Annotated in this window: 24 protein-coding genes and 3 pseudogenes; 16 read left to right on the top strand and 11 right to left on the bottom strand. The window is 66.8% G+C overall.

Annotated features, from left to right (window positions below):
- The first annotated feature begins 300 nt into the window (after positions 1 to 300).
- The 3 genes and pseudogenes from ACYRGX_RS08890 to catB all read left to right on the top strand — a co-directional run bounded on the left by ACYRGX_RS08890 (position 301) and on the right by catB (position 2,087).
- Positions 301 to 752: pseudogene (locus tag ACYRGX_RS08890) on the top strand (transposase).
- A 152-nt stretch (positions 753 to 904) separates the two neighbouring features.
- The gene (locus ACYRGX_RS08885) at positions 905 to 1,330 is read left to right on the top strand and encodes a GFA family protein (RefSeq protein WP_473056199.1); all 426 of its coding nucleotides are present in this window, start codon (positions 905 to 907) and stop codon (positions 1,328 to 1,330) included.
- Positions 1,331 to 1,454: 124 nt separating this feature from the next.
- Positions 1,455 to 2,087 (top strand): type B chloramphenicol O-acetyltransferase, encoded by a 633-nt coding sequence (catB, locus tag ACYRGX_RS08880; RefSeq protein ID WP_473056660.1) that lies wholly within the window; start codon positions 1,455 to 1,457, stop codon positions 2,085 to 2,087.
- Positions 2,088 to 2,171: 84 nt separating this feature from the next.
- Here catB and ACYRGX_RS08875 read toward each other — a convergent pair whose 3' ends face one another.
- Positions 2,172 to 2,399: a hypothetical protein gene (locus tag ACYRGX_RS08875; RefSeq protein ID WP_473056761.1), complete on the bottom strand. Its 228-nt coding sequence runs from the start codon at positions 2,397 to 2,399 to the stop codon at positions 2,172 to 2,174.
- On the opposite strand from ACYRGX_RS08875, the gene ACYRGX_RS08870 reads away from it, so the two are divergent.
- From ACYRGX_RS08870 to ACYRGX_RS08860, 3 genes are read left to right on the top strand one after another with little or no spacing between them, the layout of a single operon-like run.
- Positions 2,380 to 3,555: an efflux RND transporter periplasmic adaptor subunit gene (locus ACYRGX_RS08870; protein WP_473056198.1), complete on the top strand. Its 1,176-nt coding sequence runs from the start codon at positions 2,380 to 2,382 to the stop codon at positions 3,553 to 3,555. The two genes, ACYRGX_RS08875 and ACYRGX_RS08870, sit on opposite strands and share 20 nt — an antisense overlap.
- Positions 3,549 to 5,483: a MacB family efflux pump subunit gene (locus ACYRGX_RS08865; protein WP_473056197.1), complete on the top strand. Its 1,935-nt coding sequence runs from the start codon at positions 3,549 to 3,551 to the stop codon at positions 5,481 to 5,483. Before ACYRGX_RS08870 ends, ACYRGX_RS08865 begins: the two co-directional genes overlap by 7 nt.
- Positions 5,480 to 6,865 (top strand): efflux transporter outer membrane subunit, encoded by a 1,386-nt coding sequence (locus tag ACYRGX_RS08860; protein ID WP_473056196.1) that lies wholly within the window; start codon positions 5,480 to 5,482, stop codon positions 6,863 to 6,865. The genes ACYRGX_RS08865 and ACYRGX_RS08860 overlap by 4 nt, the downstream gene beginning before the upstream one ends.
- A gap of 36 nt (positions 6,866 to 6,901) precedes the next feature.
- On the opposite strand, the gene ACYRGX_RS08855 is transcribed toward ACYRGX_RS08860, so the two are convergent.
- The 4 genes from ACYRGX_RS08855 to ACYRGX_RS08840 are packed head-to-tail and all read right to left on the bottom strand — an operon-like array spanning position 6,902 to position 9,258.
- Positions 6,902 to 7,366, bottom strand: coding sequence for a DoxX family protein (locus tag ACYRGX_RS08855; RefSeq protein ID WP_473056195.1), 465 nt, complete (start codon positions 7,364 to 7,366; stop codon positions 6,902 to 6,904).
- A gap of 11 nt (positions 7,367 to 7,377) precedes the next feature.
- On the bottom strand, positions 7,378 to 8,133 hold the full coding sequence (locus ACYRGX_RS08850) for an HvfC/BufC family peptide modification chaperone (RefSeq protein WP_473056194.1): 756 nt from the start codon (positions 8,131 to 8,133) through the stop codon (positions 7,378 to 7,380).
- Positions 8,130 to 8,960 (bottom strand): MNIO family bufferin maturase, encoded by an 831-nt coding sequence (gene bufB / locus ACYRGX_RS08845; RefSeq protein WP_473056193.1) that lies wholly within the window; start codon positions 8,958 to 8,960, stop codon positions 8,130 to 8,132. Before bufB ends, ACYRGX_RS08850 begins: the two co-directional genes overlap by 4 nt.
- A 16-nt stretch (positions 8,961 to 8,976) precedes the next feature.
- Positions 8,977 to 9,258 carry a BufA1 family periplasmic bufferin-type metallophore gene (locus tag ACYRGX_RS08840; protein ID WP_473056192.1) on the bottom strand — a complete coding sequence of 94 codons (282 nt, stop codon included), beginning with the start codon at positions 9,256 to 9,258 and terminating at the stop codon, positions 8,977 to 8,979.
- Between the two features lie 215 nt (positions 9,259 to 9,473).
- On the opposite strand from ACYRGX_RS08840, the gene ACYRGX_RS08835 reads away from it, so the two are divergent.
- The 4 genes and pseudogenes from ACYRGX_RS08835 (at position 9,474) to ACYRGX_RS08820 (ending at position 12,504) form a co-directional block, all read left to right on the top strand.
- Positions 9,474 to 10,064, top strand: coding sequence for a sigma-70 family RNA polymerase sigma factor (locus tag ACYRGX_RS08835; RefSeq protein WP_473056191.1), 591 nt, complete (start codon positions 9,474 to 9,476; stop codon positions 10,062 to 10,064).
- Entirely contained in the window at positions 10,051 to 10,692 is a 642-nt protein-coding gene (locus ACYRGX_RS08830; protein ID WP_473056190.1) for a DUF1109 domain-containing protein, read from the top strand. The genes ACYRGX_RS08835 and ACYRGX_RS08830 overlap by 14 nt, the downstream gene beginning before the upstream one ends.
- Positions 10,693 to 10,857: 165 nt before the next feature.
- A pseudogene (locus ACYRGX_RS08825) lies at positions 10,858 to 11,646 on the top strand (MCP four helix bundle domain-containing protein); the annotation flags it as partial.
- Between the two features lie 18 nt (positions 11,647 to 11,664).
- On the top strand, positions 11,665 to 12,504 hold the full coding sequence (locus ACYRGX_RS08820) for a methyl-accepting chemotaxis protein (RefSeq protein WP_473056659.1): 840 nt from the start codon (positions 11,665 to 11,667) through the stop codon (positions 12,502 to 12,504).
- Positions 12,505 to 12,552: 48 nt separating this feature from the next.
- On the opposite strand, the gene ACYRGX_RS08815 is transcribed toward ACYRGX_RS08820, so the two are convergent.
- Entirely contained in the window at positions 12,553 to 13,719 is a 1,167-nt protein-coding gene (locus tag ACYRGX_RS08815; RefSeq protein ID WP_473056189.1) for an MFS transporter, read from the bottom strand.
- Positions 13,720 to 13,814: 95 nt separating this feature from the next.
- Here ACYRGX_RS08815 and ACYRGX_RS08810 point away from each other — a divergent pair, with 95 nt between their 5' ends.
- Both ACYRGX_RS08810 and ACYRGX_RS08805 read left to right on the top strand, forming a co-directional pair.
- Positions 13,815 to 14,708: a LysR family transcriptional regulator gene (locus ACYRGX_RS08810; RefSeq protein WP_473056188.1), complete on the top strand. Its 894-nt coding sequence runs from the start codon at positions 13,815 to 13,817 to the stop codon at positions 14,706 to 14,708.
- A gap of 148 nt (positions 14,709 to 14,856) precedes the next feature.
- Positions 14,857 to 15,858, top strand: coding sequence for an NAD(P)H-quinone oxidoreductase (locus ACYRGX_RS08805; protein ID WP_473056187.1), 1,002 nt, complete (start codon positions 14,857 to 14,859; stop codon positions 15,856 to 15,858).
- 18 nt (positions 15,859 to 15,876) lie between these two features.
- Here the strand turns inward: ACYRGX_RS08805 and ACYRGX_RS08800 are convergent, their stop codons facing one another.
- Positions 15,877 to 16,185 (bottom strand): AzlD family protein, encoded by a 309-nt coding sequence (locus ACYRGX_RS08800; RefSeq protein WP_473056186.1) that lies wholly within the window; start codon positions 16,183 to 16,185, stop codon positions 15,877 to 15,879.
- Positions 16,175 to 16,891: an AzlC family ABC transporter permease gene (locus tag ACYRGX_RS08795; protein ID WP_473056185.1), complete on the bottom strand. Its 717-nt coding sequence runs from the start codon at positions 16,889 to 16,891 to the stop codon at positions 16,175 to 16,177. The genes ACYRGX_RS08800 and ACYRGX_RS08795 overlap by 11 nt, the downstream gene beginning before the upstream one ends.
- 202 nt (positions 16,892 to 17,093) lie before the next feature.
- Here ACYRGX_RS08795 and ACYRGX_RS08790 point away from each other — a divergent pair, with 202 nt between their 5' ends.
- Positions 17,094 to 18,569: a helicase HerA-like domain-containing protein gene (locus tag ACYRGX_RS08790; protein ID WP_473056184.1), complete on the top strand. Its 1,476-nt coding sequence runs from the start codon at positions 17,094 to 17,096 to the stop codon at positions 18,567 to 18,569.
- Here ACYRGX_RS08790 and ACYRGX_RS08785 read toward each other — a convergent pair.
- The gene (locus ACYRGX_RS08785; RefSeq protein WP_473056183.1) at positions 18,550 to 19,209 is read right to left on the bottom strand and encodes a DUF998 domain-containing protein; all 660 of its coding nucleotides are present in this window, start codon (positions 19,207 to 19,209) and stop codon (positions 18,550 to 18,552) included. The two genes, ACYRGX_RS08790 and ACYRGX_RS08785, sit on opposite strands and share 20 nt — an antisense overlap.
- Positions 19,210 to 19,351: 142 nt before the next feature.
- Here ACYRGX_RS08785 and ACYRGX_RS08780 point away from each other — a divergent pair, with 142 nt between their 5' ends.
- On the top strand, positions 19,352 to 19,924 hold the full coding sequence (locus ACYRGX_RS08780) for a cysteine hydrolase family protein (protein WP_473056182.1): 573 nt from the start codon (positions 19,352 to 19,354) through the stop codon (positions 19,922 to 19,924).
- Positions 19,925 to 19,972: 48 nt separating this feature from the next.
- Here ACYRGX_RS08780 and ACYRGX_RS08775 read toward each other — a convergent pair whose 3' ends face one another.
- Positions 19,973 to 20,521 carry a hydrolase gene (locus ACYRGX_RS08775; RefSeq protein WP_473056181.1) on the bottom strand — a complete coding sequence of 183 codons (549 nt, stop codon included), beginning with the start codon at positions 20,519 to 20,521 and terminating at the stop codon, positions 19,973 to 19,975.
- 159 nt (positions 20,522 to 20,680) lie between these two features.
- On the opposite strand from ACYRGX_RS08775, the gene ACYRGX_RS08770 reads away from it, so the two are divergent.
- Positions 20,681 to 20,986, top strand: coding sequence for a DUF1652 domain-containing protein (locus tag ACYRGX_RS08770; RefSeq protein ID WP_473056180.1), 306 nt, complete (start codon positions 20,681 to 20,683; stop codon positions 20,984 to 20,986).
- A gap of 152 nt (positions 20,987 to 21,138) precedes the next feature.
- A pseudogene (locus ACYRGX_RS08765) lies at positions 21,139 to 21,267 on the top strand (con-10 family general stress protein); the annotation flags it as partial.
- Positions 21,268 to 21,303: 36 nt separating this feature from the next.
- Here the strand turns inward: ACYRGX_RS08765 and ACYRGX_RS08760 are convergent.
- Positions 21,304 to 23,487, bottom strand: a complete 2,184-nt coding sequence (locus ACYRGX_RS08760; RefSeq protein ID WP_473056179.1) for an ATP-binding protein — start codon at positions 23,485 to 23,487, stop codon at positions 21,304 to 21,306.
- Between the last annotated feature and the right edge of the window lie 104 nt (positions 23,488 to 23,591).

Here is a 23,591-nt window from a genome sequence, read left to right as displayed (position 1 = left end):
GTGCCCAGCGGCACCGAAGGAGAACTCAACGAGTAATTTTACTCCAGAACCCCCAGCCAATATTGAAGAGCTAAAGAAATTGGCTGGCGATAAAACTAGCCATAAGAACAGAAAGTCTGCCGTAGAGGTCTTGGGGAAGCATAAGTGCCAGCAATCAAAAGATATTCTTTGGCACTTAATGATCAATGATAAAGTCTACGCTGTTCAGAATGCCGCCTTTCAAAAAAAAGCAAAAAAAAGGGACAGATTTATTTTTCACCAGATCGACCAAGTTGAAGATTCCAATGGATGGAGGTCGTTATGCCAAGGATGGGGCGTATTGTGTTGCCGAACCACCCACACCATGTGGTGCAGCGAGGGCATAACCGGCAGGTGGTGTTTGCCGCGGAGCAGGATTATCAGCGTTATATTTCTGATCTGCGTGAGCTGAAAGAAGTCTTCGGGGTCAAGGTTTACGCCTATTGCCTGATGACCAATCATGTCCACCTGCTGGTGGCGCCCGGTGAATCTGTTACCGGGCTGGGGCAGTTGATGAAGGCGCTGGCGGCACGAGCTACGCGCTATCGAAATCGTCTGCGCTACATGGAGTTCATGCACCAAGCCGTCCAGTGAGCGAGATTGATCTGATCCGTGCACTGCAGAGGGGGCAGCTAACCGGGAGCGCTCGTTTTGTCGATGAAGTAGAAAGCATCCGAGGGCAGCGGGTTGAACTGCGAGGTCAGGGCAGACCCAAGCGACAGCCCAGAAAATGAATCCATCCCCTTTTTGATAGGTAACCGGTTATTTCATAAGAAACACCATCAGAGCGCAGCGATGTAGAGTGCAGCGTCAGACGGATTTTCTTACCATGGGAGTGGAAAGCCACTTCACCACGCGGCATTAGTTAATTGAAGGAGCAGCTTCAGTGCAAGGAAAATGCCTGTGCGGAAAAACCCACTTTGAGTTGCACATGCCAACCATAAGAGCATACCAATGCCACTGTTCCTTGTGCCGCCTGCAAAGCGGGACAGCCTCCAACTTGAGCACCCTCGTTCCTGCTGAGAAATTCTCCTGGATATCAAATCGAGACCACATCAAGAGCTGGGTTAGAGAAACCGGTTTCTCATCACACCTCTGTAGCCAGTGCGGCTCACCCACCCCTAATGAAATCAGGGGAATGGCTTACTATTGGGTTCCAGTCGGCGCGCTGGTGGATGCAGTTTCAGTTGAAATCATTGCGCATCTTTGCACCGCTTCAAAAGCCGCCTGGGATTCCATTTCGGGGAACGCGGTGCACCATGATGGCCTCCCTGATATAACGACGTTCATTCATGAACTGACTGCAGACTGAAGCCTGCCTGGCACCGCAGGTGCCCTCGCCTATGCCGATCGCAAGGCGCCAGAATGGCTGGCGATTTTCGTCGCCATGCAAGCCGGGGCAAGCCGTTTTTTTGAATACAACGGGTAAGAATTATATGAAGAACTTCTTTGAAAGCCCCTTCAAGGGAAAGTATTTAACGGAGCAAGTCAAGAACCCAAATATCAAGGTAGGCCGCTATAGCTATTATTCAGGCTATTACCATGGGCATTCGTTCGATGATTGCGCTCGCTACCTCCTGCCAGATCGCGATGATGTTGATAAATTGATCATTGGAAGCTTTTGCTCCATAGGAACGGGGGCTTCTTTTATCATGGCTGGCAATCAAGGCCACCGACATGATTGGGTTACGACATTTCCGTTCTTCTACATGAGTGAAGAACCCGCGTTCTCGGAGGCTACGGATGCCTTCCAGCGCGCCGGCGATACCGTCATAGGAAGCGACGTATGGATCGGTGCGGAGGTAATGATCATGCCTGGGGTAAAGATCGGCCATGGCGCAGTAATTGGTAGCCGGGCTTTGATAAGCAAGGATGTAGAGCCTTATACGATCGTTGGCGGAAACCCGGCCAAAGCCCTACGAAAGCGATTTTCAGAACAGGAAGTCTCCATGTTACTGGAAATGGCGTGGTGGGATTGGCCCTTGGAGCATATTAAAAAGGCAATGCCTCTTTTATGTTCATCTGACATTGCGGGCCTTTATCGTGCCTGGCAACGTTCAAGCACCTGACAAACAAATGAAGGATTTACTGGTTCCACTCGAATACGGAAAGAAAACGACTTTCTTTCCGGGGTGCCTGCTCGATGGGACCAGTCACAGCACGCCTCGCCCCATCCCACCGCTGTCCTGCTGCAGAATGGCGATGTAAGTAGCGACGAAGCCGACGAACGGTAGCAGGCGCGCGCGCGCTCGTCCGTCTTGAACAGTAGCGAAGCCCGCCATCAGGGCTTCTGTCGCCCTCCTGCGGGTCGCTTGCATGCGTCCGGGGAAGGCCCTGCTCAGCCAGAGATCGAGCCCGCGCATGCCGTTGCCGTTTTGCACTGCCGTTCCCCGACGCCTCCTTCTACTCGTCCTCGTCGCTGCCGCCTTGGCGCTCGCTGCCTGGTCGCTGCGTGCGCCCGCGGCGCGCTACGAGAGCATTCCGGTGGCGCGCGGCGACGTGGAAGCCACGGTGGTGGCCATCGCCACGCTGCAGCCGCGGCATTCGGTGGAGGTTGGCGCCCAGGTCTCCGGGCAGATCACCCGCCTGCTCGTCGAGCCCGGCGAGCAGGTGGAGAAAGGCCAGTTGCTCGCAGAGATCGATGCCAGCCTGCACCAGGCCACGGTGGAGGCCGACCGCGCGGCGCTGGAGGGGCTGCGTGCCCAACTGCGCGAACAACAGGCGCAACTGCTGCTGGCCCGCCAGCAGGACGAGCGGCAGCGGGCGCTGGCGCGTCTGGACGCCACCCGCGAGGAAGAGGTGCAACTGGCCGCCGCCAACCACGCCGCGGCCCGCGCACGGCTGGACAACCTGCGCGCGCAGATCGCCCAGAGCCAGGCGCTGCTCAAGCGCAATGAGGCGCAGCTGAGCTACACCCGCCTCTACGCACCCATCGCCGGTACCGTGCTCGGGGTGGACGTGAAGGAAGGCCAGACCCTCAACGCCACCTACCAGACGCCGACGCTGATGCGCATCGCCGACCTCTCCAGCATGACCGGCTGGACCCGCGTCTCCGAGGCCGACATCCGCCGCGTGCAGGACGGCATGCCGCTGCGCTTCACCACCCTCGGCGGCGACCGCCGGCAATGGCGCAGCCAGGTACGCCAGGTGCTGCCCGCGCCACCGCTGGCGCCGGGCGAGCTGACCGAAAACAGCAACTCCACCAGCGCCACCACGGAAAAAGTGGTGCAGTACACCGTGCTGTTCGACGTCGACAACGCCGACGGCGCGCTGATGCCGCAGATGACTGCGCAGGTGGTGTTCGTCACCGACACCGCCAAGGACGTGCTCACCGCGCCGCTCGCCACGCTGCAGGGCGAACCCGGTGACTACCGGGTGCGGGTGCTCGGCGCCGACGGCGAAGCCGAATTGCGCGCGGTGCGCGTCGGTGCCCGCGACCGCCAGGTGGCGCAGATCCTCGCCGGCCTGAGCGAAGGCGAACGCCTGGTCACCGGCGAGCGCGACGCGCGCTCCGGCCTGGCGCGCTTCCAGTGGTGACGCCGCTGATCGAGCTGCGCGACATCCGTCGCACCTACGGCGGCGAGGACGGCGCACCGCCGGTGCAGGTACTGCGGGGGATCAGCCTGCGCATCCATGCCGGCGAGTTCGTCGCCATCGTCGGTGCCTCGGGCTCCGGCAAGTCGACGCTGATGAACCTGCTTGGCTGCCTCGATCGGCCCACCTCCGGCGAGTACCGCTTCGCCGGCGAGGACGTCGCCGGGTTCGACGCCGACCGCCTCGCCTGGCTGCGCCGCGAGGCCTTCGGCTTCGTCTTCCAGGGCTACCACCTGATCGCCACCGAGTCGGCGCGGGAGAACGTCGAAGTACCGGCGCTGTATGCCGGGCTGCCCGCCGCCGAACGACAGGCCCGCGCCAGCGCGCTGCTCACCCGCCTGGGCCTGGGCGAACGCCTCGATCACCGACCACAGCAGCTTTCCGGTGGCCAGCAGCAGCGCGTGTCGATCGCCCGGGCGCTGATGAACGGCGGGCAGATCATCCTCGCCGACGAGCCCACCGGCGCCCTCGACAGCCACAGCGGCAAGGAAGTCATGGCCCTGCTCGGCGAGTTGGCCGCCCAGGGCCACACCATCGTGTTGATCACCCACGACCGTGAGGTCGCCGCCCAGGCCCGGCGGGTGATCGAGATCCGCGACGGCGAAATCGTCGGCGACAGCGGTGGCGCAACGGCCAGCGCACACCGCGAACCCTGCATCCCGCGCCGTGACACCGCTCCCGGCTTGGCCGAACTGGGCGAGACCCTGCGCAGCGCCTGGCGGGTGCTGCTGATCCATCGCTTCCGCACCGCGCTGACGCTGCTCGGCATCGTCATCGGCGTGGCCTCGGTGATCGTCATGCTCGCGGTCGGCGAAGGCGCCAAGCAGAAGGTGGTGGCCGAGATGGGCGTGATGGGCGCGGCGCTGATGTACCTCTCCAGCGATATCCCGCGCAGCGGCGGGCCGATCGGCGTGCTGCTCGATGACGACCTGCGCGCCGTCGCCGAGTTGCCCCAGGTGGCGCGCGTGATGCCGGTGCTGCGCGACCCGGCGCTGATCCGTCACGGCGAGCAGGCGCTGCAAACCGAAGTGCTCGGCGTCGGCGAGCACCTGCCGGCGATCCATCACTGGCCGGTGCAACGCGGACGCTTCTTCAGCGCCCAGGAGAACCGCGAGATCGCTCCGGTGGCGGTGCTCGGCCAGCAGGTCTATCGCGAGCTGTTCCCCGATGGCAGCGACCCGCTCGGCGCCATCGTGCTGATCGCCAGCTCGCCGTTCGAAGTGATCGGTGTGATGAGCGAGAAAGGCAGCGAGGCCGGCGGCAACTACCCCGACGAACAGGTCCTGGTGCCCCACGCCACCGGCGTGGCGCGGGTCTTCCCGGCACTGCGCGACGAGAGCTACGCGGTCATCGAGGTACGCGACAGTCGCCAGGTACTGGCCACCCAGGCAGCGCTGGAAAATCTGATGCGCGAGCGCCACGGGCGCGACGACTTCCGCGTCTACAACTCCGCCGCCAAGCTGCAGGCCGAGGCGCAGACGCGCCAGAGCATGACCCTGATGCTCGGCCTGATCGCCGCGGTGTCGCTGCTGGTCGGCGGCATCGGCGTGATGAACGTGATGCTGATGACGGTGCGCGAACGCACCCGCGAGATCGGCATCCGCATGGCCACCGGCGCGCGCCAGCGCGACATCCTGCGGCAGTTCCTCACCGAGTCGGTGCTGGTCACCCTGCTCGGCGGCAGCGCCGGCGTGGCCTGCGCGCTATTGCTCGGCGGCGCGCTGCTGGCGGCGGGCGTGCCGCTGGTGTTCTCGCTCTCGGCGATGCTGCTGGCCTTCGGCTGCTCGCTGGTCACCGGCCTGCTGTTCGGCTACCTGCCGGCACGCACCGCCTCGCGCCTGGACCCCGTCATCGCCCTGGCCACACGATGAGCACGCTTACCATGATCTGCCGTTTTTCCACGCCCCTGCTCGGCGCTCTGCTGCTGGGCTGCACACAGGCGCCGACACCGCCCAGCGCCCTGCCCCAACCGGCGCCGCGCTGGAGCCACGCCGAGGCCAGCCAGGGTCAGCCGCTGCTGGCCGACTGGTGGCAGGTGTTCGCCAGCCCCGAGCTGGACCGCTTGCAACACCTGGCGCTGGACGCCAACCCGGATCTCGCCGCCGCCGTGGCGCGCCTGCGCCAGGCCGAGGCCCGTGCGCGACTGGCCGGCGCACCGCTATGGCCGAGTCTGGACGGCGAACTCCAGGCCAGCCGCGAGGCGCGCCTGGGCGGCGAGCCGGATGTCGATGGCAACCTGCATTCCGCCAGCCTCACCGCCAGCTACGAGCTGGACCTCTGGGGCCGCCTGCGCGCCGACCGCGACGCCGCCACGCAGCGCCTGGCCGCCAGCCGCTTCGACCGCGACGCTCTGCGCGTCAGCCTCAGCGCCGCGGTGGCCTCGGCCTGGCTGCAGGAGTTGGGTCTGGCCGAGCGTGAGCGGGTCGGCCAACTCAACCTGGAGAATGCCGAGCAGGTGCTGCACACCGTCGCCGCACGACGCCAGGTCGGCGCCGCCACGGCACTGGAGCTGGCCCAGCAGAGCGGCCTGGTGGCCGTGCAGCGGCGCGACCTACAGGCACTGCGACAAGCCCGGGAAGACGCCCGCATCGCGCTGGCGATCCTGCTCGGCCTGCGCCTCGACCAACTGCCCGCCAGCCGGACGCGACTTGAGGCCCTGCAAGCACCGCAGCTCGACGCCGGAATTCCCAGCCAGTGGCTCACCCAGCGCCCCGACCTGGCCCGCGCCGAAGCCCAACTGGCGGCGGCGGATGCCGACGTACAGGCCGCCCGCGCCGCCCTGCTGCCCCGCCTGAGCCTGCGCGCCAGCGTCGGCGACGAGGGTTCCGGCGCACGACGCATCCTCGCCGACCCGATGTACTCCCTGGCCGCCGCACTGAGCGCACCGATCTTCGACGGCGGCCGCCTCGCCGCCGAACTCGACCTCAGCCGCGCCCAACGCGAAGAACTGCTGGCCAACTACCGGGGCGCGCTGATCGACGCCTTCGCCGACGTGGAAAGCGCCCTCAACGCGGTGGCCGGCAGCCAGGCGCAGGAACGAGCACAAGCCGAAGTCCTGATCCAGGCACAACGCGCCTTCGAACTCGCCGAACACCGCTACCGCGCCGGCGCGGAAACCCTGCTCAGCCTGCTCGACACCCAACGCAGCCTGTACGCCGCCCAGGACGACGCCGCCGCCCTGCGCCTGCAAAGGCTGCAGGCCAGCGTCAGCCTGGCGCGCGCATTGGGCGGAGGTTGGCAGGCGGAGCGTTAGGTGCGGCGTTCCCACGCGCCCCTCACCGCGCCGAGTTCAGGCAATCCCCAGGCGCCGGTCCAGCGACCAGCCGCCAGCACCCCGGCCGATCAGCAGCAGGAGCAGGCCGGCCCAGGACAGGTGCGTGGGCCAGGCATCGGGATAGACGAAGATCTCGATGACCAGGGTCATGCCCAGCAGCGCCAGCGCCGACAGGCGGGTGAACAGGCCCAACATCAGCAGGATCGGGAACAGGTGCTCGGCATAGGTCGCCAGGTGCGCGGCGAACGTCGGCGGGATCAGCGGCAACAGGTATTCGGTGCGAAACAGCTCGTAGGTGCTCGGGGTGATGCTGAGCAAACCCTCGACCTTGGTGCGCCCCGAGAGGAAGAAGATCGCGGCAATCCCCAGCCGCGCCACCAGGCACAGCAGGTCGTCACTCAGCAGGCGTTGCAGCCGCGCAGCCAGGCCGTTCCAGAGCCGACGTGGAGAAGGGGTTGGGGTGCTGTGGGTGATGTCCATGGGGGCAAACCTCAGGTCGGGTTCAGGGGACGAAACACCTCGGCGGCGATCAGCCGGCCGAGCAGTTCGGTGAAATCGAGATCGGCCTGCGCCGCCAGCGCCCGCTCGGACGCCCGGTCGAGATCGGCGCCGGCCGCGCAGGCGTCGAGGAAGGCGCAGCCGCCGTGCTCCAGCGGCTGCCAACTGACGCCTTCGGCGTGGCCGACCAGCAAGGCGCCCTCGCCTATCCAGGGCAACTCGTCCGGCAGCGGCAGCGCCTCGCGGTTGTAGCGCCAGAGGCTGTAGATCGGCTGGTCCGCGAACCAGCGCCAGCGCACGCCGGCCCGGGGTTCCAGGCAACAGGCGGCGAGCGCCGAAGGTGCGATTCCGGCCAGGCTGGCGAGTGCCAGGGCCGGCTCCTGCTCGGCGACGAAGGCCTCCAGCCAGAGCCGGTCGAGGCGCGCCACGTCGCCCAGGTAAGGCAGTTCGCGAGCAGGCTCGAAGGCGTCGAGGAAGTCGGCGAACCGCGCGCCGTAGAGCACCAGTCGGGCATCTTCCGGCGGCGTTTCGCGGGCATGCACACGGGCGGCGTCACGCAGCCAATCGCTGCCGACCAGTCGCTCGACGCTGGGGAAGTTGTCGCACAGCGCGTCGACGCAGCCCTTGAGCACGGTGTTGCGGTAGACCTCAAAGGCCGGCTGCTGGACGAGCGCCTCCAGGCCCGGCGCGGGACGCCCGTAGAGCGCCTCGACGAAGGCGTCCTGGAAGGCTTCGAGGGCAGGTTTCATGGGCGCGGCGCCGTATCGAGGATCGCCTGGGCGCGCTGGCGCTCGGCGAGCAGAGCGTCGAAGGGCGGAATCTGCGCGTCGCGCTCGATCAGTGTCGGACGAGGGCCGATGCGCTCGATCAGCGCCTGGTAGAGGCTCCAGACCGGCGCGGCGATGGCCGCGTCGTGGGAGTCGATCAGCAGCGCGCCGTTCGCGTCCTGGCTATGCCCGGCCAGGTGGATTTCGAGGACGGCCTGCGCCGGGAAGCGCGCCAGGTAAGCGCCGGCGTCGAAGCCGAGGTTATGGGCACTGACGTGCACGTTGTTGATGTCCAGCAGCAGACCGCAGCCGCTGCGTTGCGCCAGTTCGGCGAGAAAGTCGAGCTCGTCCCAGTCGTGCTCATCGAGTTGCAGGTAATGGCTCGGGTTCTCGATGGCGATGCGTCGACCCAGGGCCTCCTGGGTGCGCTGGACGTTCTCGACGATGCGTGCCAGCGCCGCGTGGCTACGGGGAAACGGCAGCAGGTCCGGCAGGTACTGGCCGCGCCAGCTGGACCAGGCCAGGTGTTCGGATATCAAGCAGGGTTGCACGCGCTCGACCAGCGCGCGCAGGCGTTGCAGATGGGCCGCGTCCGGCGGCGCGTCGGCTGCTAGGGAGAGCGAGACGCCGTGCAGCGACAGCGGATGCCGCGCGGCGATGCGCTCCAGCCAGGCCAGGCGTGGACCACCGACCATGTAGTTCTCCGGGTGCACTTCGTACCAGAGTCCCGGGGCGTCGCAGGCAAGGGCTTCGGCGTAGTGCTCGGCCTTGAGGCCGAGCCCGGCGCCGGTGCTGATCGATGCGTGCATGGTCGGCGGCCTCGGCTCAGCCCTTGGACGGGGTCAGCGAGCCCATGCCGTGGGGCGTCTTGATCGAGGTGCAGGTGCCGGCCGGGACGTTCTTCCAATGCATGCCGTCGTAGTCCTTCTTGGCGCTGCCCGCGCAGGTGGTGCCCGCGCCGGCCTTGCAGTCGTTCTTGCCGGCCATGGCCACGCCGTAGCATTTCTCCATGGCGGTACCGGCCTGGCTGTTCATGTCGTCGGCCAGGGCGGCGCCGGCCAGGGCGGACAGGGCGAGAGCGGCGGTAGCGATGCTGAGACTTTTCATGGGTCAGACTCCAGTTCGAGTGGGGTGGCCGCGGAGCGTTTTCCGCAGGCTCGGTGAGTAGTTCGCCGGCATCGCGGATTCGGTTACAGCCCTGCAAAATTTTTTGTGATTTCCCCGAAAGGCCCGCTAACGTACGCGCCGAGACCACCCCTCCCGGCTATCGCCAGGGCGCCGGCGGTCGCCAGAATCCATCCGCGGTGTAACCGGAACGGCCGATGCAGCGAACTACCCAACAGGAAGCGTTGATCGCACGCGAAGCGCAGCTGCAAGCCCTGCTGCTGCGCGGGATGGACGGCGATACGGCGGCGTATCGGGCCTTCCTCGCGGCGCTCGGCAAGCACCTGCGCGGCTATCTGCGCCGGCGTCTGAAGCAGCGCCCGGAAGAGGTCGAGGACCTGCTCCAGGAAGTCCTGCTGGCGGTGCATAACGCCCGTCATACCTACCGCGCCGAGCAACCGCTGACGGTGTGGGTGCAGGCCATCGCGCGCTACAAGCTGGCCGACCATTTCCGTGCCTTCACCCGTCGCGAGGCACTGCATGACCCGCTGGAGGACGACGCGGGCGAGCTGTTCGCCGCCGAGGACGACGAACCGGCGCAGGCCAGCCGAGACCTGGGCAAGCTGTTGCGGCAGTTGCCCGAGCGCCAGCGGCTGCCCATCGTGCATGTGAAGCTGGAGGGACTTTCGGTGGAAGAAACGGCGCGCCTGACCGGGCTTTCCAGCTCCGCCGTGAAGGTCGGCATCCACCGGGGGCTCAAGGCCCTGGCGAAACTGATTCGAGGTACGCAACGCGATGAAGACCGATGACCTGATCGACCTGCTGGCCACTGCCGACGCCCCACCGTCCCGGCACCTGCTGGCGCGGCGCTTCGCCCTGGCGCTGCTCGGCGGCGGGCTATGCACGTTGCTGCTGCTCGGTACGCTGTTCGGCGTGCGTGCGGACCTCGCCGACGTCGCGCAAACGCCGCTGTTCTGGGCCAAGGTCGCCTTCCCTGGCAGCCTCGCCGTGCTCGGCCTGTGGCTGAGCAGTCGCCTGGCGCGCCCAGGCGTGCGCGGCGGCGCGCTCTGGGGCCTGCTGGGACTACCGGTGGCGATGGTCTGGCTGGGCGCTGCGCTGGAGCTGGCCGGCGCGCCCGTCGACGCCCGCGCTGCGCTGGTCCTGGGGCAGACCTGGCGCACCTGTCCGGAAAATATCGGGTTGCTCTCGGTGCCGCTGTTCATCGGCGTGATCTGGGCCCTGCGCGGCCTCGCGCCGACGCGCCTGCGCCTGGCCGGTGCCGCTGGCGGCCTGCTCGCCGGCGCCACCGCCACCCTCGCCTACTGCCTGCACTGCCCGGAAATGGGCGTGCCGTTCTGGGGCGTCTGGTACCTGCTGGGCATGTGCCTGCCGGCCATCGCCGGAGCGCTGCTCGGACCCTGGCTGTTGCGCTGGTAAGCAACGGGCCTCATCGGACCTGAGCGCTGGCGTTCGACATCGAATAATATCGCGCCCGCCGAACCCTACCCCCTCGGCTATCGCTGCCGATGCAAAAGGTAAAACATCAGCCATGCTCAATGGTTGAGCGCTGCGCCGCATGCGTCTTCACACCGGAGTCTTTCCATGCACATCACCAGCCTTTCGCTGAAAACCCGTCTGATCGCGGCGGTGGCCATCCCCTGCATCGCCCTGCTGCTCGTGGCGCTGGCCAGCCTCAACAGCATGTCCAGCATGCACCGCGATACGGAAGCGCTCTACCTGAACACTGCCGAGCCGATGCGCGCCATGGCCGAGGTGGCCTCACGCATACCGCGCATGCGGGTCGGCCTCGACATGATGCTGCTGCAGGACACTCCGCTACGCGACGAACGCGGGGTGACTTCGCGCGTGCAGGACGCCCGCAACGAAGACATTCCGGAAATGCGCGAAGCCATGCGCCAGGCGGTGGCCGCCCAGGTCAACCCGGAGCGCAAGGCCCAGGCGCAACAGTTGCTGGATCAGTTCGAAAGCATGGTCAGCAACGAGCTGAACCCGATGCTCGCAGCCTTCGAGGCAGGCGACATCGCCAGGGCCCAGCAGATCTACCGCGACCAGTACGCCAAGACCTACGGCGTGATGCGTCAGAACGCCAACCAGTTGCTCGATGAGCTGCTGCAACAGGCCGAGCAGCAAAACGAACACAGCGCCAAAAGCTACGGCAACGGCCTGACGCGACAGATCGTTATCATCGCCATCGGGCTACTGGTCTCGCTGATCTTTTCCTGGATGATCGTCGTCCAACTGCGCCGTCGCGTGGCGGTACTGCAGAACAGCCTCGGCCAGGCCGCCGAAAACCTGGCCCTGAATGCTCGTATCGACCTGCCCGGGCAGGATGAACTGAGCATGATTGCCCACAGCTTCAACCAGTTCATCGACAAGATTCACAGCGCCATGCGCCAGCTCGCCGACGACTCCCGGCAGCTTTCGAGCATGGCCCGCGACGTCGCCGAGCGCGCCCACCTGACCCAGAGCAACTGCTCCGCGCAAAGCGACCGCACCGTGCAGGTCGCCACCGCTATCAACGAGCTGGGCTCGACCGTCAACGAGATCGCGCGCAACGCCGAGAACGCAGCGCATGTCGCCCGCGAAGCCACCCAGCATGCCAGCAACGGCGGTGTCGTGGTCAATCAGGCGCAACAGCAGATCGACGCGCTCAACGGCGAACTGGAACAGGCTTCCAAAGTAATCGGGGCCCTGGCTGCACAGACCGAAGCGATCAGCACCACGCTCAACACCATCCGCAGCATTTCCGAACAGACCAACCTGCTTGCCCTCAACGCCGCCATCGAAGCGGCCCGCGCCGGCGAGCAAGGCCGCGGCTTCGCCGTGGTGGCCGACGAGGTACGCACCCTGGCCAGCCGCTCCGGCGCCTCCACCGAGGAAATCCAGCAGGTCATCGACCGCCTGCAAAGCGAATCCCGCTCGGCGGTCGACGCCATGCTCAAGGGACAACGGCAGAGCGCCCTGGTGGTCGAGTACGCCGGCAAGGCCTCGGCCGCACTGGAGCAGATCAACAGCCACATCGGCCAGATCAGCGATCAGAACATCCAGGTAGCCACCGCCACCGAGGAACAGTCCAGCGTGGTGGAAGACATCAACTGCAACATCGTCGAGATCAACGAGCTGACCGTCGGCACCACCCATATCGCCGACCAACTGAGCCAGGCCAGCAAGGACCTGCAGGCGCTGTCCGCGCAGATGGATGATCTGGTCGGGCGGTTTCGTGTGTAGTCGATGAAACAGGAGGAAGAAGGCTGGTGCGGTCGTTCAAGACACAGACTAGGCCAGCGCCGCACAGTTGCCGCGGGCGCGCCAGGCGAACAGCAAGACCATCAGCAGGCCCAGCCCGGCCATGCCGGCACCGGCCAGGGAAATCGCCGGGTAACCCAGGCCCGCCTGGATCACCGCGCCGCCCAGTGCCGCGCCTATCGCGTTGCCCAGGTTGAAGGCGCCGATGTTCACCGCCGAGGCCAGGTTGGGCGCGTCCTTGGCTGCGTCCATCACACGCATCTGCAGCGGCGGCACCAGGGCGAAGCTGGCGATGCCCCAGAGCAGGATGGAGATGGCAGCCAGCAGCGGCCAGCGCATCAGCACGGTAAAGGCCAGCAGCACCAGGATCAGCGCGCTCAGCGAGACGATCAGGGTACGCTCCACCGAGCGGTCGGCGGCCTTGCCGCCCCATACGTTGCCCAGCGTCAGGCCCACACCGAACAGCACCAGCATGGCGGTGACGAACGTGGTCGAGGCATGGGTCTGGCTGACCAGGATCGGCGCGATGTAGGTGAACACGGTGAACATCGCGGCCGAGCCGACCACTGTCAGCGACAGCGCCGCCAGTACCGGCCCGCGGCCGAGGACGCGCAACTCCGCCAGTACCCCACCGCTCTGCGCCGGCGCTACGTTGGGCAGGGCGAACCACAGGGCGAGCATGGTCAGCAGGCCCAGCGCGGAAATGCCCCAGAACGCCGTGCGCCAGCCGAGCAGTTCACCGAACCAGGCGGCCAGCGGCACGCCGCCGATGGTGGCGATGGTCAGGCCCATGAACATCGCGGCGACCGCCGCCGCGCGCTTGCCCGGGGCGACTACGCTGGCGGCGACGATGGAACCGACGCCGAAGAAGGCCCCGTGATTGAGCGAGGTGACCACCCGGGCGATCAGCAGGCTGTGGTAATCGCTGGCCAGCGCCGACATCAGGTTGCCTAGGGTGAAGATGCCCATCAGGCCGATCAGCAGGTAGCGCCGGGGAATCCGGCCGGTGGTCAGGGTCATCAAGGGTGCGCCGATCAGCACGCCAATGGCGTAGGCGCTGATCAGCAGGCCGGCGACCGGGATCGACACGCCGAGGTCGGCGGCGATGCCCGGTAGCATGCCCATGGGCGCGAACTCGGTGACACCGATGCCGAAGGCACCGATGGCAAGCGCGACGAGCGGTGGATTGATACGCATGGCAAAGCTCCTTATCTGTGCCGCGCATGCTACGGTTCGGCTCCCGCAGGCGGTAGACTGCTTTTCTGGAAATCACCTTTGCTTCAGAGGCACAGATGGACCTAAACGGCATATCCGGTGAGATGGCGGTCTTCGCGTGCGTGGCGCAGGAAGGCAGCCTGTCCGCCGCCGCACGAGCACTAGGCCTGACGCCATCGGCGGTCAGCCGGATCATCGCGCGCAGCGAGCGGCGCCTGGGCGCCCGCCTGTTGCTGCGTACGACGCGGTCGCTGACCCTCACCGCCGAGGGCGAAACCTACCTGCGTGGCGCCCGGCGCATCCTCGCCGACCTGGCCGAAGTGGAAGACGCCATCACCGATCAGGGCGCGCCCAAGGGCCGGTTACGCGTCAGCGCGGCACTCGCCCACGGCCGCCTGTCCATCGTGCCGCTGGTGGCCGCCTTCAGCCTGCGCTATCCGAACATCACCGTCGACCTGATGCTGGGCGACGAGGTGGTGGACATCCTCGCCGGCCAGGCCGACGTTGCAATCCGCTTCGGCCAGCTACCGGACAGCCCGCTGAGCGCACGACTCATCGGCGAGACCGGCCAGGTGGTGGTCGCCTCGCCCGACTACCTGCGTCGCAACGGGACACCGCAGGTGCCGGAAGACCTGCTGCAGCACAACTGCCTGCGCTTCAACTTTCGCCGTGCCGAGCCGAACTGGCCGTTCCTGCGCGACGGCAAGGCGTTCTCGCTCAAGGTCCACGGCAATATCGAATGCAGCAGTGGCGAGGCGCTGGCCCAGCTGGCGCGGGTCGGCGCCGGGATCGCGCGGATCGGCGAATTCACCGTCACCGAGGACCTGAAGAGCGGCGCCCTGGTGCCGCTGCTCGACGCCTGGAACCCCGGCGACCGCGAGCCGATCCATGCAGTGTTCGTCGGCGGCGCCGCGATGCCGGCACGGGTGCGAGTGTTCGTCGATTTCCTGGTCGAGCAGCACCGCCTCTAAAAACGCGCGAGACCGACGACGCGACGGCGATGACTTTACCTGCGCCCGGCTTGCCGCCAGGATGGTGCCCCCGCGATGCGACCCAGCCGGACCGCCATCGCCACAGCCACCCCTGCCGGTGACACCGGCCCAGCGGAGCATCGCCGCCATGAAAGCCATCCTCTTCGAATCCTTCGGCACAGCCGAGGTACTCCAGCTCGGCGAGGCACCGACGCCGGAGGTTCGCCCCACCGACCTGCTGGTACGCGTCTATGCGGCCGGCGTGAACCGCGCGGACATCACCCATCGCAAAGGCGGCTACGGCCGTGCGGACTTCGGCGACTCGACGCTCATGGGGCTCGAGATCGCCGGTGAGGTGATCGCGATGGGCGCCGAGGTGAGCGGCTACGCCATCGGCGACCGGGTCATGGGCGTGGTCGGTGGCGGCGCCTATGCCGAGCAGGCGCGCATCGACTACCGCATGGCGCTGCCGATCCCTGCGCACCTGGACTACGTGCAAGCGGCGGCGATTCCCGAAGTGTTCGTCACCGCCCATGAGGCCGCGCTGCACCTGGGCCGCCTGCAGCCAGGCGACGCGATCCTGATCCACGCCGCCGCCGGTGGCGTGGGCTCGGCGGCGGTGCAGTTGGCCCGCGCCACGGGCGCCCGCGTCTTCGCCACCACCTCGGCCGGCAAGGCCGCGCAGGTCGAGCGCTTCGGCGCGGACCGGGTAATCGACTACCAGAAGCAGGACTTCGCCGACGTGCTCGCCGAGCACACCCAGGGACGTGGCGTGGACGTCATCATCGACTTCATCGGGCAACCCTACTTCGCCCGCAACCTGGCGTCCCTGGCCAACGGCGGGCGACTGGTTCAGGTCGGCCTGCTGGGCGGCGGCGGCGAAGTCAATCCGACCCTCTCCGACATCATGTTCCGCCACCTGCAGATCATCGGCACAGTGATGAAGTCGCGCACAGCGGAGGAGAAGCAGGCGATGGTCGGGCGCTTCCGCGCGTGCTGGATGGAGCGCCTGGCGGACGGCAAGACGCTGCAGCCGGTAGTGGACAGTACCTTCCCCCTGTCCCACGCAGCCCAGGCGCACCAGCGCATGGAGTCCTCCGAACAGGTCGGCAAGATCATCCTCACGCTGGCCGACGAGGACCTGCGTTGAGCCCCGCGCGGTGCCCGCTCAAAGCTGCCTGCACAGTGCCGCGACCAGGATGCCGGCGGTGATCGCCGGCAAGGGCTTCTTCAGCAGCAGCATGACCACCGCGGTAGTCAGCAGGGCCAGGCGTGCGGCGTTGTCGCCGGCGACCGCCATCGGCGCCAGCAGCGCGACCAGCACCGAGCCGGACATGGCGCCGATGAATTGCCGCACGCGGTAGCCGAAGGGAATGAAGGACATCACGTAGACGCCGCCCCAGCGCGTGGCGAGGGTCACCAGCGCCATCACCAGGACCACGACCAGCGCGCCCAGACCGGTGGTTTCAAGGCTCACGGCGCTTCTCCCGTATCAGCACGCCCGCCACGCCGCCGGCCAGCGCACCGACCACCACGTGGCTGTTCTCTGGCAAATACCCGTAGGCGAGCAACGAGGCCGTGGCCGCCACGCCCCAGATCGCCAGCAGACGCAGGTTCTTTTCGCCGCTGACCACCATTGCCAGCAGGAAGCAGCCCATCACCATGTCCAGGCCAAGCGCGCGCGGGTCCTGGATCGCACCGGCGAAGACCATCCCCAGCCAGGTGCCCAGCAGCCAGAACGTCCAGAGCGCGAGGCCGCCGCCGAGCAGCAGGCCCAGACCCGGCTGACGGCGGTTGAAGGCCTGCATGGCCAGCGCCCAATTGGCATCCGAGGCCACCAGCATCACCCCGTAGCGTTTCGCCGTCGGCAACTCGCGCAGCCAGGGGAACAGCGTGGCGCCCATCAGCAGGTGGCGGGCGTTGATGGCGAACACGGTGATCATCAGGGTGAACAGCGGGACATGTTCCCCCCATAATTCCAGCGCCGCGAACTGCGAGGCACCGGCGAACACCAGCGCGCTCATCGACAGGATCACACCGTTTTCCAGACCGCCCTGCACCGCCGCCAGGCCGAAGGCCGCGCCGAACAGGGTGACGAATACCGACAGCGGCAGCAGCGCGCGAAAACCGCTCCAGACCATTCCCCGGTCAAGCGCGTGCAGATGCGCTTCGCTTTCCAACATCGTTCTTTCTCCAATCTCCCCTAGGGCTCCGTCGCCAAGGCGAACGCGACGGGCGCGGCAACTATGCCTGAGGCAAGGTGCAGTGAAAAACGCATTAATTTGCTGCCAGCCATTACCTGGGTGAATGGGCACTCGCCTATCGCCAAAGGGCCTCTCGACGAGGCTATGCTAGGGCTACAACGCCCTAAGGCAGGAATACGCCATGTCGCAATCCGCTTCCCTGCTCCTCGGTGCCGGCGCCGATGGCCAGCCCATCGCCCATCCCCTGCGCCTGGCCAACCGCCACGGTTTGATCGCCGGCGCCACCGGGACCGGCAAGACGGTAACCCTGCAGCGCCTGGCGGAAGCCTTCAGCGATGCCGGCGTCGCCGTCTTCGCCGCCGACGTCAAGGGCGATCTCTGCGGGCTCGGCGCGGCAGGCGTACCCAGTGGCAAGGTCGCCGAGCGCATCGCCTCGATGCCCTGGCTGGCGCATCAGCCCCATGCCTATCCGGTCTGCCTGTGGGACGTCCACGGACGCAGCGGCCACCCGCTGCGCACTACCCTGAGCGAGATGGGCCCGTTGCTGCTGGGCAGCCTGCTGGAGCTCAACGACGCCCAGCAGGCGGCGCTCTATGGCGCCTTCAAGGCGGCGGACCGCGAGGGCCTGCTGCTGCTCGACCTGAAGGATCTCAAGGCCCTGCTCAATCATCTGCGCGAGCACCCGGAACGGCTCGGCGAAGATCGTGCACTGTTCACCGGCGCCTCGGCCAATGCCCTGCTGCGACGCCTCGCGGCGCTCGAACAGCAAGGTGCCGACGCTCTGTTCGGCGAGCCGGCGCTGCAACTCGAAGACGTGCTGCACCCCGAGCCGGACGGGCGCGGCTGCATCCACCTGCTCGACGCCAGCCGCCTGGTCCATGAGTCGCCACGGGTCTACGCGACCTTCCTGCTCTGGCTGCTGGCCGAACTGTTCGAGCAGTTGCCCGAGCGCGGCGACGCGGAGCGCCCGGTGCTGGCGCTGTTCTTCGACGAGGCGCACCTGCTCTTCGGCGATACCCCCAAGGCATTGCAGGAGCGCTTGCTGCAGGTGGTGAGGCTGATCCGCTCCAAGGGCGTGGGGGTGTATTTCGTCACCCAGTCGCCGAGCGACCTACCCGACGAGGTGCTCGGCCAGCTCGGGCTGCGCATCCAGCACGGCCTGCGCGCCTTCACCGTCAAGGAGCAGAAGGCTATGCGCGCGGTCGCCGACGGTTTCCGGGCCAACCCGGCGTTCGACACCCTGGCGACGCTCGCCGAACTGGGCACCGGCGAGGCGCTGGTCGGCACGCTGGAGGACAAGGGCACGCCCGCGCCGGTGCAGCGCGTGGCCATCGCCCCGCCGCAATCGCGCATCGGCCCGCTGAGCGAAGCCGAGCGCGCCGAGCACATCCGCCGCTCGCCGCTGCTCGGCCACTACGACCGTCCCATCGACCGGGAGTCCGCCTACGAGATACTCACCGCCAGGGCTGCCGAACGCAGCGCCCAGGCCAGCGCGCCCGACACCCAGGAGCAAGGCGGGCTGGCCTCGGTGTTCGGCGGCATGCTCGGCGACGTCGCCAGCCAGACCTTGAAGAGCGCGGTGCGTCAGTTGAGCAACCAGATCGGCCGCGAGTTGGTCCGCGGCCTGCTCGGCTCGCTCAAGGGCGGCCGACGTTGAGGATCCGTGAAGGGCGGCGACTTCTCAGACTCGCCACCGTCCAGGCCAGGCCAGCGATCCAGCACACCGAGACCCCGTAATTGATCCGTTGGTAGAGCCCGAACCACTCACCATCGGCGAGCGCTCGCCCCATCATCGCGACACTGACCAGGGCGAGAACCACGCACAGCGCGGAAAACGCAGCAAACCCGCGGGACCCCAGCAGCGGTCCCGCGAGGAAGCCCCACAGCGCACTGGCCAGGGTCAGCGAGAGGAACATCGCCAGGCCGGCGAGATTGTGCAACTGCTGGGACGCTGAAGGCTGCGGTGGTGCGCAGCCGGCATCGCAGGAGAAGTAGCCGGTGGCGAAACTCGCCAGACCATGCAAAGCGATCAGCGCGGCCGACGCCAGGGCCAGTCGCGAGGACGCAAAGCGCCGCGCGAGTGCCAGCGCGAACAGCAGGAAGAGCACACCCAGCGGGAAATTGTTCACCCAGGCGGAAAAGCCCTGCGTCGGCGCACCCTCGGCGCCGAGCAGGCTCATGGCCTGGCTGAGGTGGCTGTAGCCGGGATACGCCCGCGCGGTCAGCGTCACTCCCACGCAAAGCCAGACTGGAATCGCTGCGCCCAGTCCCAGCAAAGCACCGTCCTGCTTGGTCATCCGACTGCCCCATCTCCCTCATGACGAGCCGCGATTCTCCATCAAGGGACACAACGAAGCGAGCAATCCCGCCGCATTCGTGGTCCAGATGCAGACGCGCGACGGCCCGCCCGTCACCCCCGAACTCATCGTGAGGCTCTTAATGAACACCGCCTTCATCGGTCTGGACTACATCGTCGACATCACCCACCCCGAGGGCCGCATGGCCGGTTCCGCCGAGCAGGTGGCCAGCCGCGATGCCATCGCCAAGGCCAATCGAGCATTGGCCATCGGTGCCGACAAGGGCTGGCTCAACGTGCTGGTCAAGGTCGGTTTCGCCGAGGACTACGCAGACCAGCCACGCCAATCCCGGCTGTTCGGCAAGGCGCACGAACTGGGCGTGCTGCGCGCGGGATCACCGGGCATGGCCTTCCATCCGGAATTGCAAGATGGCCTGGCCGACCTGGTGATCATCAAGCCACGCGTCAACGCTTTCCACGGCACATCCCTGGAACCGGCGCTGCGTGCCCGGCGCATCGAGCGTCTGGTCATCGCCGGGGTGAGTACCTCGATGGCGGTGCAGAGTGCCGTGCGCGACGCCCATGACCGCGATTACCAGGTGCTGATCCTCGAAGAAGCCTGTGCCGCCGCAAGCGCCGAAGACCACGAAGACTCCATCCGACTGCTGCAACCCCTGGCCGAGGTGGTGACACTGGAGCAACTGGCAGGACTGTAGGTGGGTCACGCTTCACCGCCGATACAACCCTCGCCGAGAAAACCGCCGCTAACGCAGGAACTCGCGATGCAGGTCGCGAAAGTCCGGATCGGCCGCATCTTCCAGCCACTCGAACGCGACCATCTCGCGGGTGACGCGCAGCGCGCCGGCATTCACCATCCGCTGCAGCGCCAGCTCGCGATCGGCAGCACGCCGCGAGGCGACCGCCTCATCCACCACGTAGACGCGCCGCCCCCGCTGCAACAATTCGAGCACCGTCTGCAGCACGCAGACGTGCGCCTCGCAGCCCGCCACCACCCACTGCTCCCGATCCCCCGCGGGCGCCTCCAGCAAGGGCAGGCCCACCGCGGAGAAGCGCGTCTTGGTGATGACTTCGAACGCCTTCAATTGATCGCCCAGGGAGGCCACGGTGGGGCCCAGCCCTTGCGGATATTGCTCGCTGGCGAGTACCGGCACACCCAGCCGACGCGCCACGCCCAGCAGCCAGCCGGCCTGTTCGACGAGTCGTTCAGCGTCCGCGAGGGCCGGCAGCAAACGTTCCTGGATATCCACCAGCAACAACACGCTCTGCTGGCGACGAAGAAGTGAACGGGGCATCGCGGGGCTCCGGCATCGCTGATGACGAACCCAGTCTAGGTCCTGTTGCCACTTCCTTCACGAACGCACCCGTTCGTCCATCAGACGGACCGTCTGTGAGACCAACGGCGTCTATGCTCATAGAGCGCAACTCACGCCCCAACAAGAGAGACGCCTGCCATGGCCATTTCCTTCGAGAAGGTGGCGACGATCATCGAGTCGTCGTTCGCCCCCTGCGTCTGCCGCTGCCGCGAGGAAGGCGGCCAGGTGATCACCGAGATCAGCCCCGCAGAGGGCGCCAAGCCCCTGCTGATCAGCGAGGTCCCCGCCGCGCGGCTGGACTCGGTCAGGGCCGTGGCGCAACTGGTGCTGGAGCTGCGCCAAACGCTCTCCGCGTCCCCCTCCCTGAGCCTGTACAGCATGGTTGGCCAGCGCCAGGCCGAAGGCCGCGCTACGCGCGCCGGCAATGACCAGTCGTCCGAGTGAAGGGACGTGGGGATCAATGGTCAGAACGTTTTTGCCACGCTTCGCTTCGAACGTCTGCAACAGGCACGGTGACGACTCGATCGCCGCCGTGGACTCGGCATATCGCCATCACTGGAAAACGTTCGGAGGCCATCATGGCTAACTCGAATCCCGGCAACTTCGCCAACGACCGGCAGCGAGCAGCGGAAGCAGGCCGTAAAGGCGGTCACAACAGCGGCGGGAATTTCGCCAACGACCGCGAGCGCGCTTCGCGAGCTGGCCGCAAGGGGGGCTCGAAGTAGCAGGAGGGCGTTGTCCCGCCCGGGCGGGGCAACGCCCTAGGACACCAACGCCCGCGACTGCGCCATCGCCCGTTGCAGGACATCGCTGAGCTGCCGCGCCGAATAGGGCTTGGCGAGAAACTCGAACGCCTGCCAGCCTTCGCCGGCCAGCGCCTCGCTGTAACCGGAACAGAGTACGACCGCCAGGTGCGGATACCGCTCGCGCAGGCGATGCGCCAAGGCCATGCCATCCAGGCCGGGCATGACCACGTCGGAGAGTACCGCATCGAACTTCGCACTATCGTGCGCCAGCAGATCCAATGCCTCTTCGGCGCAGGCCAGCCAGCGCGTCCGATGTCCCAGGTCCTGCAGCAACTGGACGGCGAAGGCGCCGACCTGGGGGTTGTCGTCCACCACCAGCACCCGCAATGACGGCACGTGCAACGGCGCTTCCGTGGCAGCGCCTGGCGCGTCGAGGACGATGTTCTGCTGCGGCAGGTAAAGCGTGAAGGTCGTCCCGCGGCCCTCGTCCGTATTCACCTCCACCTCACCGCCCGACTGCTTGGCGAACCCGAATACCTGGGACAGTCCCAGGCCGGTGCCCTGCCCTTGCGCCTTGGTGGTGAAGAAGGGTTCGAACACCCGCCCGAGCACCGACGCGGGGATGCCGCAGCCGGTATCGCTGACCGAAATCGCGGCAAAGCAGGCACTGACCGAGTCAAGGCCCGGAGGACTCCGGTCAGGCTGCAGGCCCAGCGTCAAGGTGCCACTCCCGGCCATGGCATCACGGGCGTTGATCGCCATGTTGATCAGCGCGGTCTCGAACTGGCCGAGATCGGCATGCACGTGGCAAGGCGTCTCGGGCAGTTGCAACTGCACGTGGATGCTCGCACCACTGACGCTATCGAGCATCTCGGCGATGGAAATCAGCCGCTGGCCGACATCGAAAGTTTCCGGCTTGAGGGCCTGGCGGCGGGCGAAGGCCAGCAATTGCCCGGTCAGCCGCGCGCCGCGCTCGACGCTGTCGGCGATCATCTGCAAGTAGCGCTCACGGCGCGGCTCGGGCAACTCCGGCTGATGCAGGAAGTGCACCGAGGAGCGGATGATGGTCAGCAGATTGTTGAAGTCATGGGCCACCCCACCGGTGAGCTGGCCGATGGCCTCGAGCTTCTGCGATTGGCGCAGCGCCGCCTCGGCTTCCGCCAGGCGTTGACTGCGCTCTTCGACGCGCTCTTCCAGGGTGGCATTGAGCGCTGCAAGGGCATCCGCGGCACGTCGCCTCTCGCTGTCGGCACGCACCCGTTCGATGTGAGCCCAGGAGCGTCCGGTGACCTCCTGCAAGAGCGCGAGGTCGGCCCGCAACCAGTGGCGCGGGTGCTGATCGTGGATCGCCATCAGCGCGCTTAAACCTCCGTCCTTGAGCAGCGGCATACACAGCGTGGCCGCCAAACCAAGGGATGCGAAGGCTGCCGCGGCAACGGGCTCCAACTCGGCCTGGGTGTCACACAGAATCAATGGCTCGCCGGCCCGCAAGGTACGCACCGCACGTGGGCCGAAGTCGGCGAGGCGATAGTGACCGACGATGTGCGCCGCACCCGGGGCCGCCCAGTCACCGCGAATGGTGAAGCCATCCTCGTCGGGCTCCATGTCGGCGTAGGCGCAATTGCTTAGGCCCAGATGCTCGCCCAGCAGGCGCGTGGTGGTCGCCAGGACGCGTTCGGGCGCTGTCTCGGCGATCACCGCCCGTCCGAGCCGGTCGAGAAACGCCAGGCGCTGGTTGCTGACCACTGTCGCGGAGGTCTCGGTGACGGTATCGAGCATGCCGACCACGGTGCCATGGTGGTCGCGAATCGGGCTGTAGCAAAAGGTGAAATAGGCGCGCTCCGGACTGCCGCCGCGCTCGACCACCAGTGGGAAATCCTCGATGAAGGTCGCGCGCCCGGCCAAAGCCTCTTCGGCGATCGGCTGGATCTCGCTCCAGACCTCCTTCCAGACCTCACTGAATGCCCGCCCGAGGGCCACCGGCTTGCCGCCGAGAATCGGTACGAAGGCATCGTTGTACAGGGTGATGAGCTCGGCGCCCCAGACGATGGCCTTGGGGAAGTGCGAGCCCAGGCAGAGCCCGACCGTGGTTTTGAGTACATCGGGCCAGGCGTCGATCGGCCCCAGCGGCGAGTCTTCCCAAGGATAGTCGCGTATGGCTTGCGCCATGGGCGAGTCGCCCTTCAGCCATGCGGCCATTGATGCAAGTCCCTCGACACTTGGGGGAAGCGGCGGGGCCGTGTCGTGTCGCCCCGCTGCAGGGTAGCCGAAAGACCGCCCTGCGACCATGCTGCCGTGCGACG

It is taken from the genome of Pseudomonas sp. R4-15 (genome assembly GCF_055768815.1).
The sequence above is the reverse complement of the archived record's forward strand: the minus strand, read 5'-3'. Positions and strand labels throughout refer to the sequence as shown.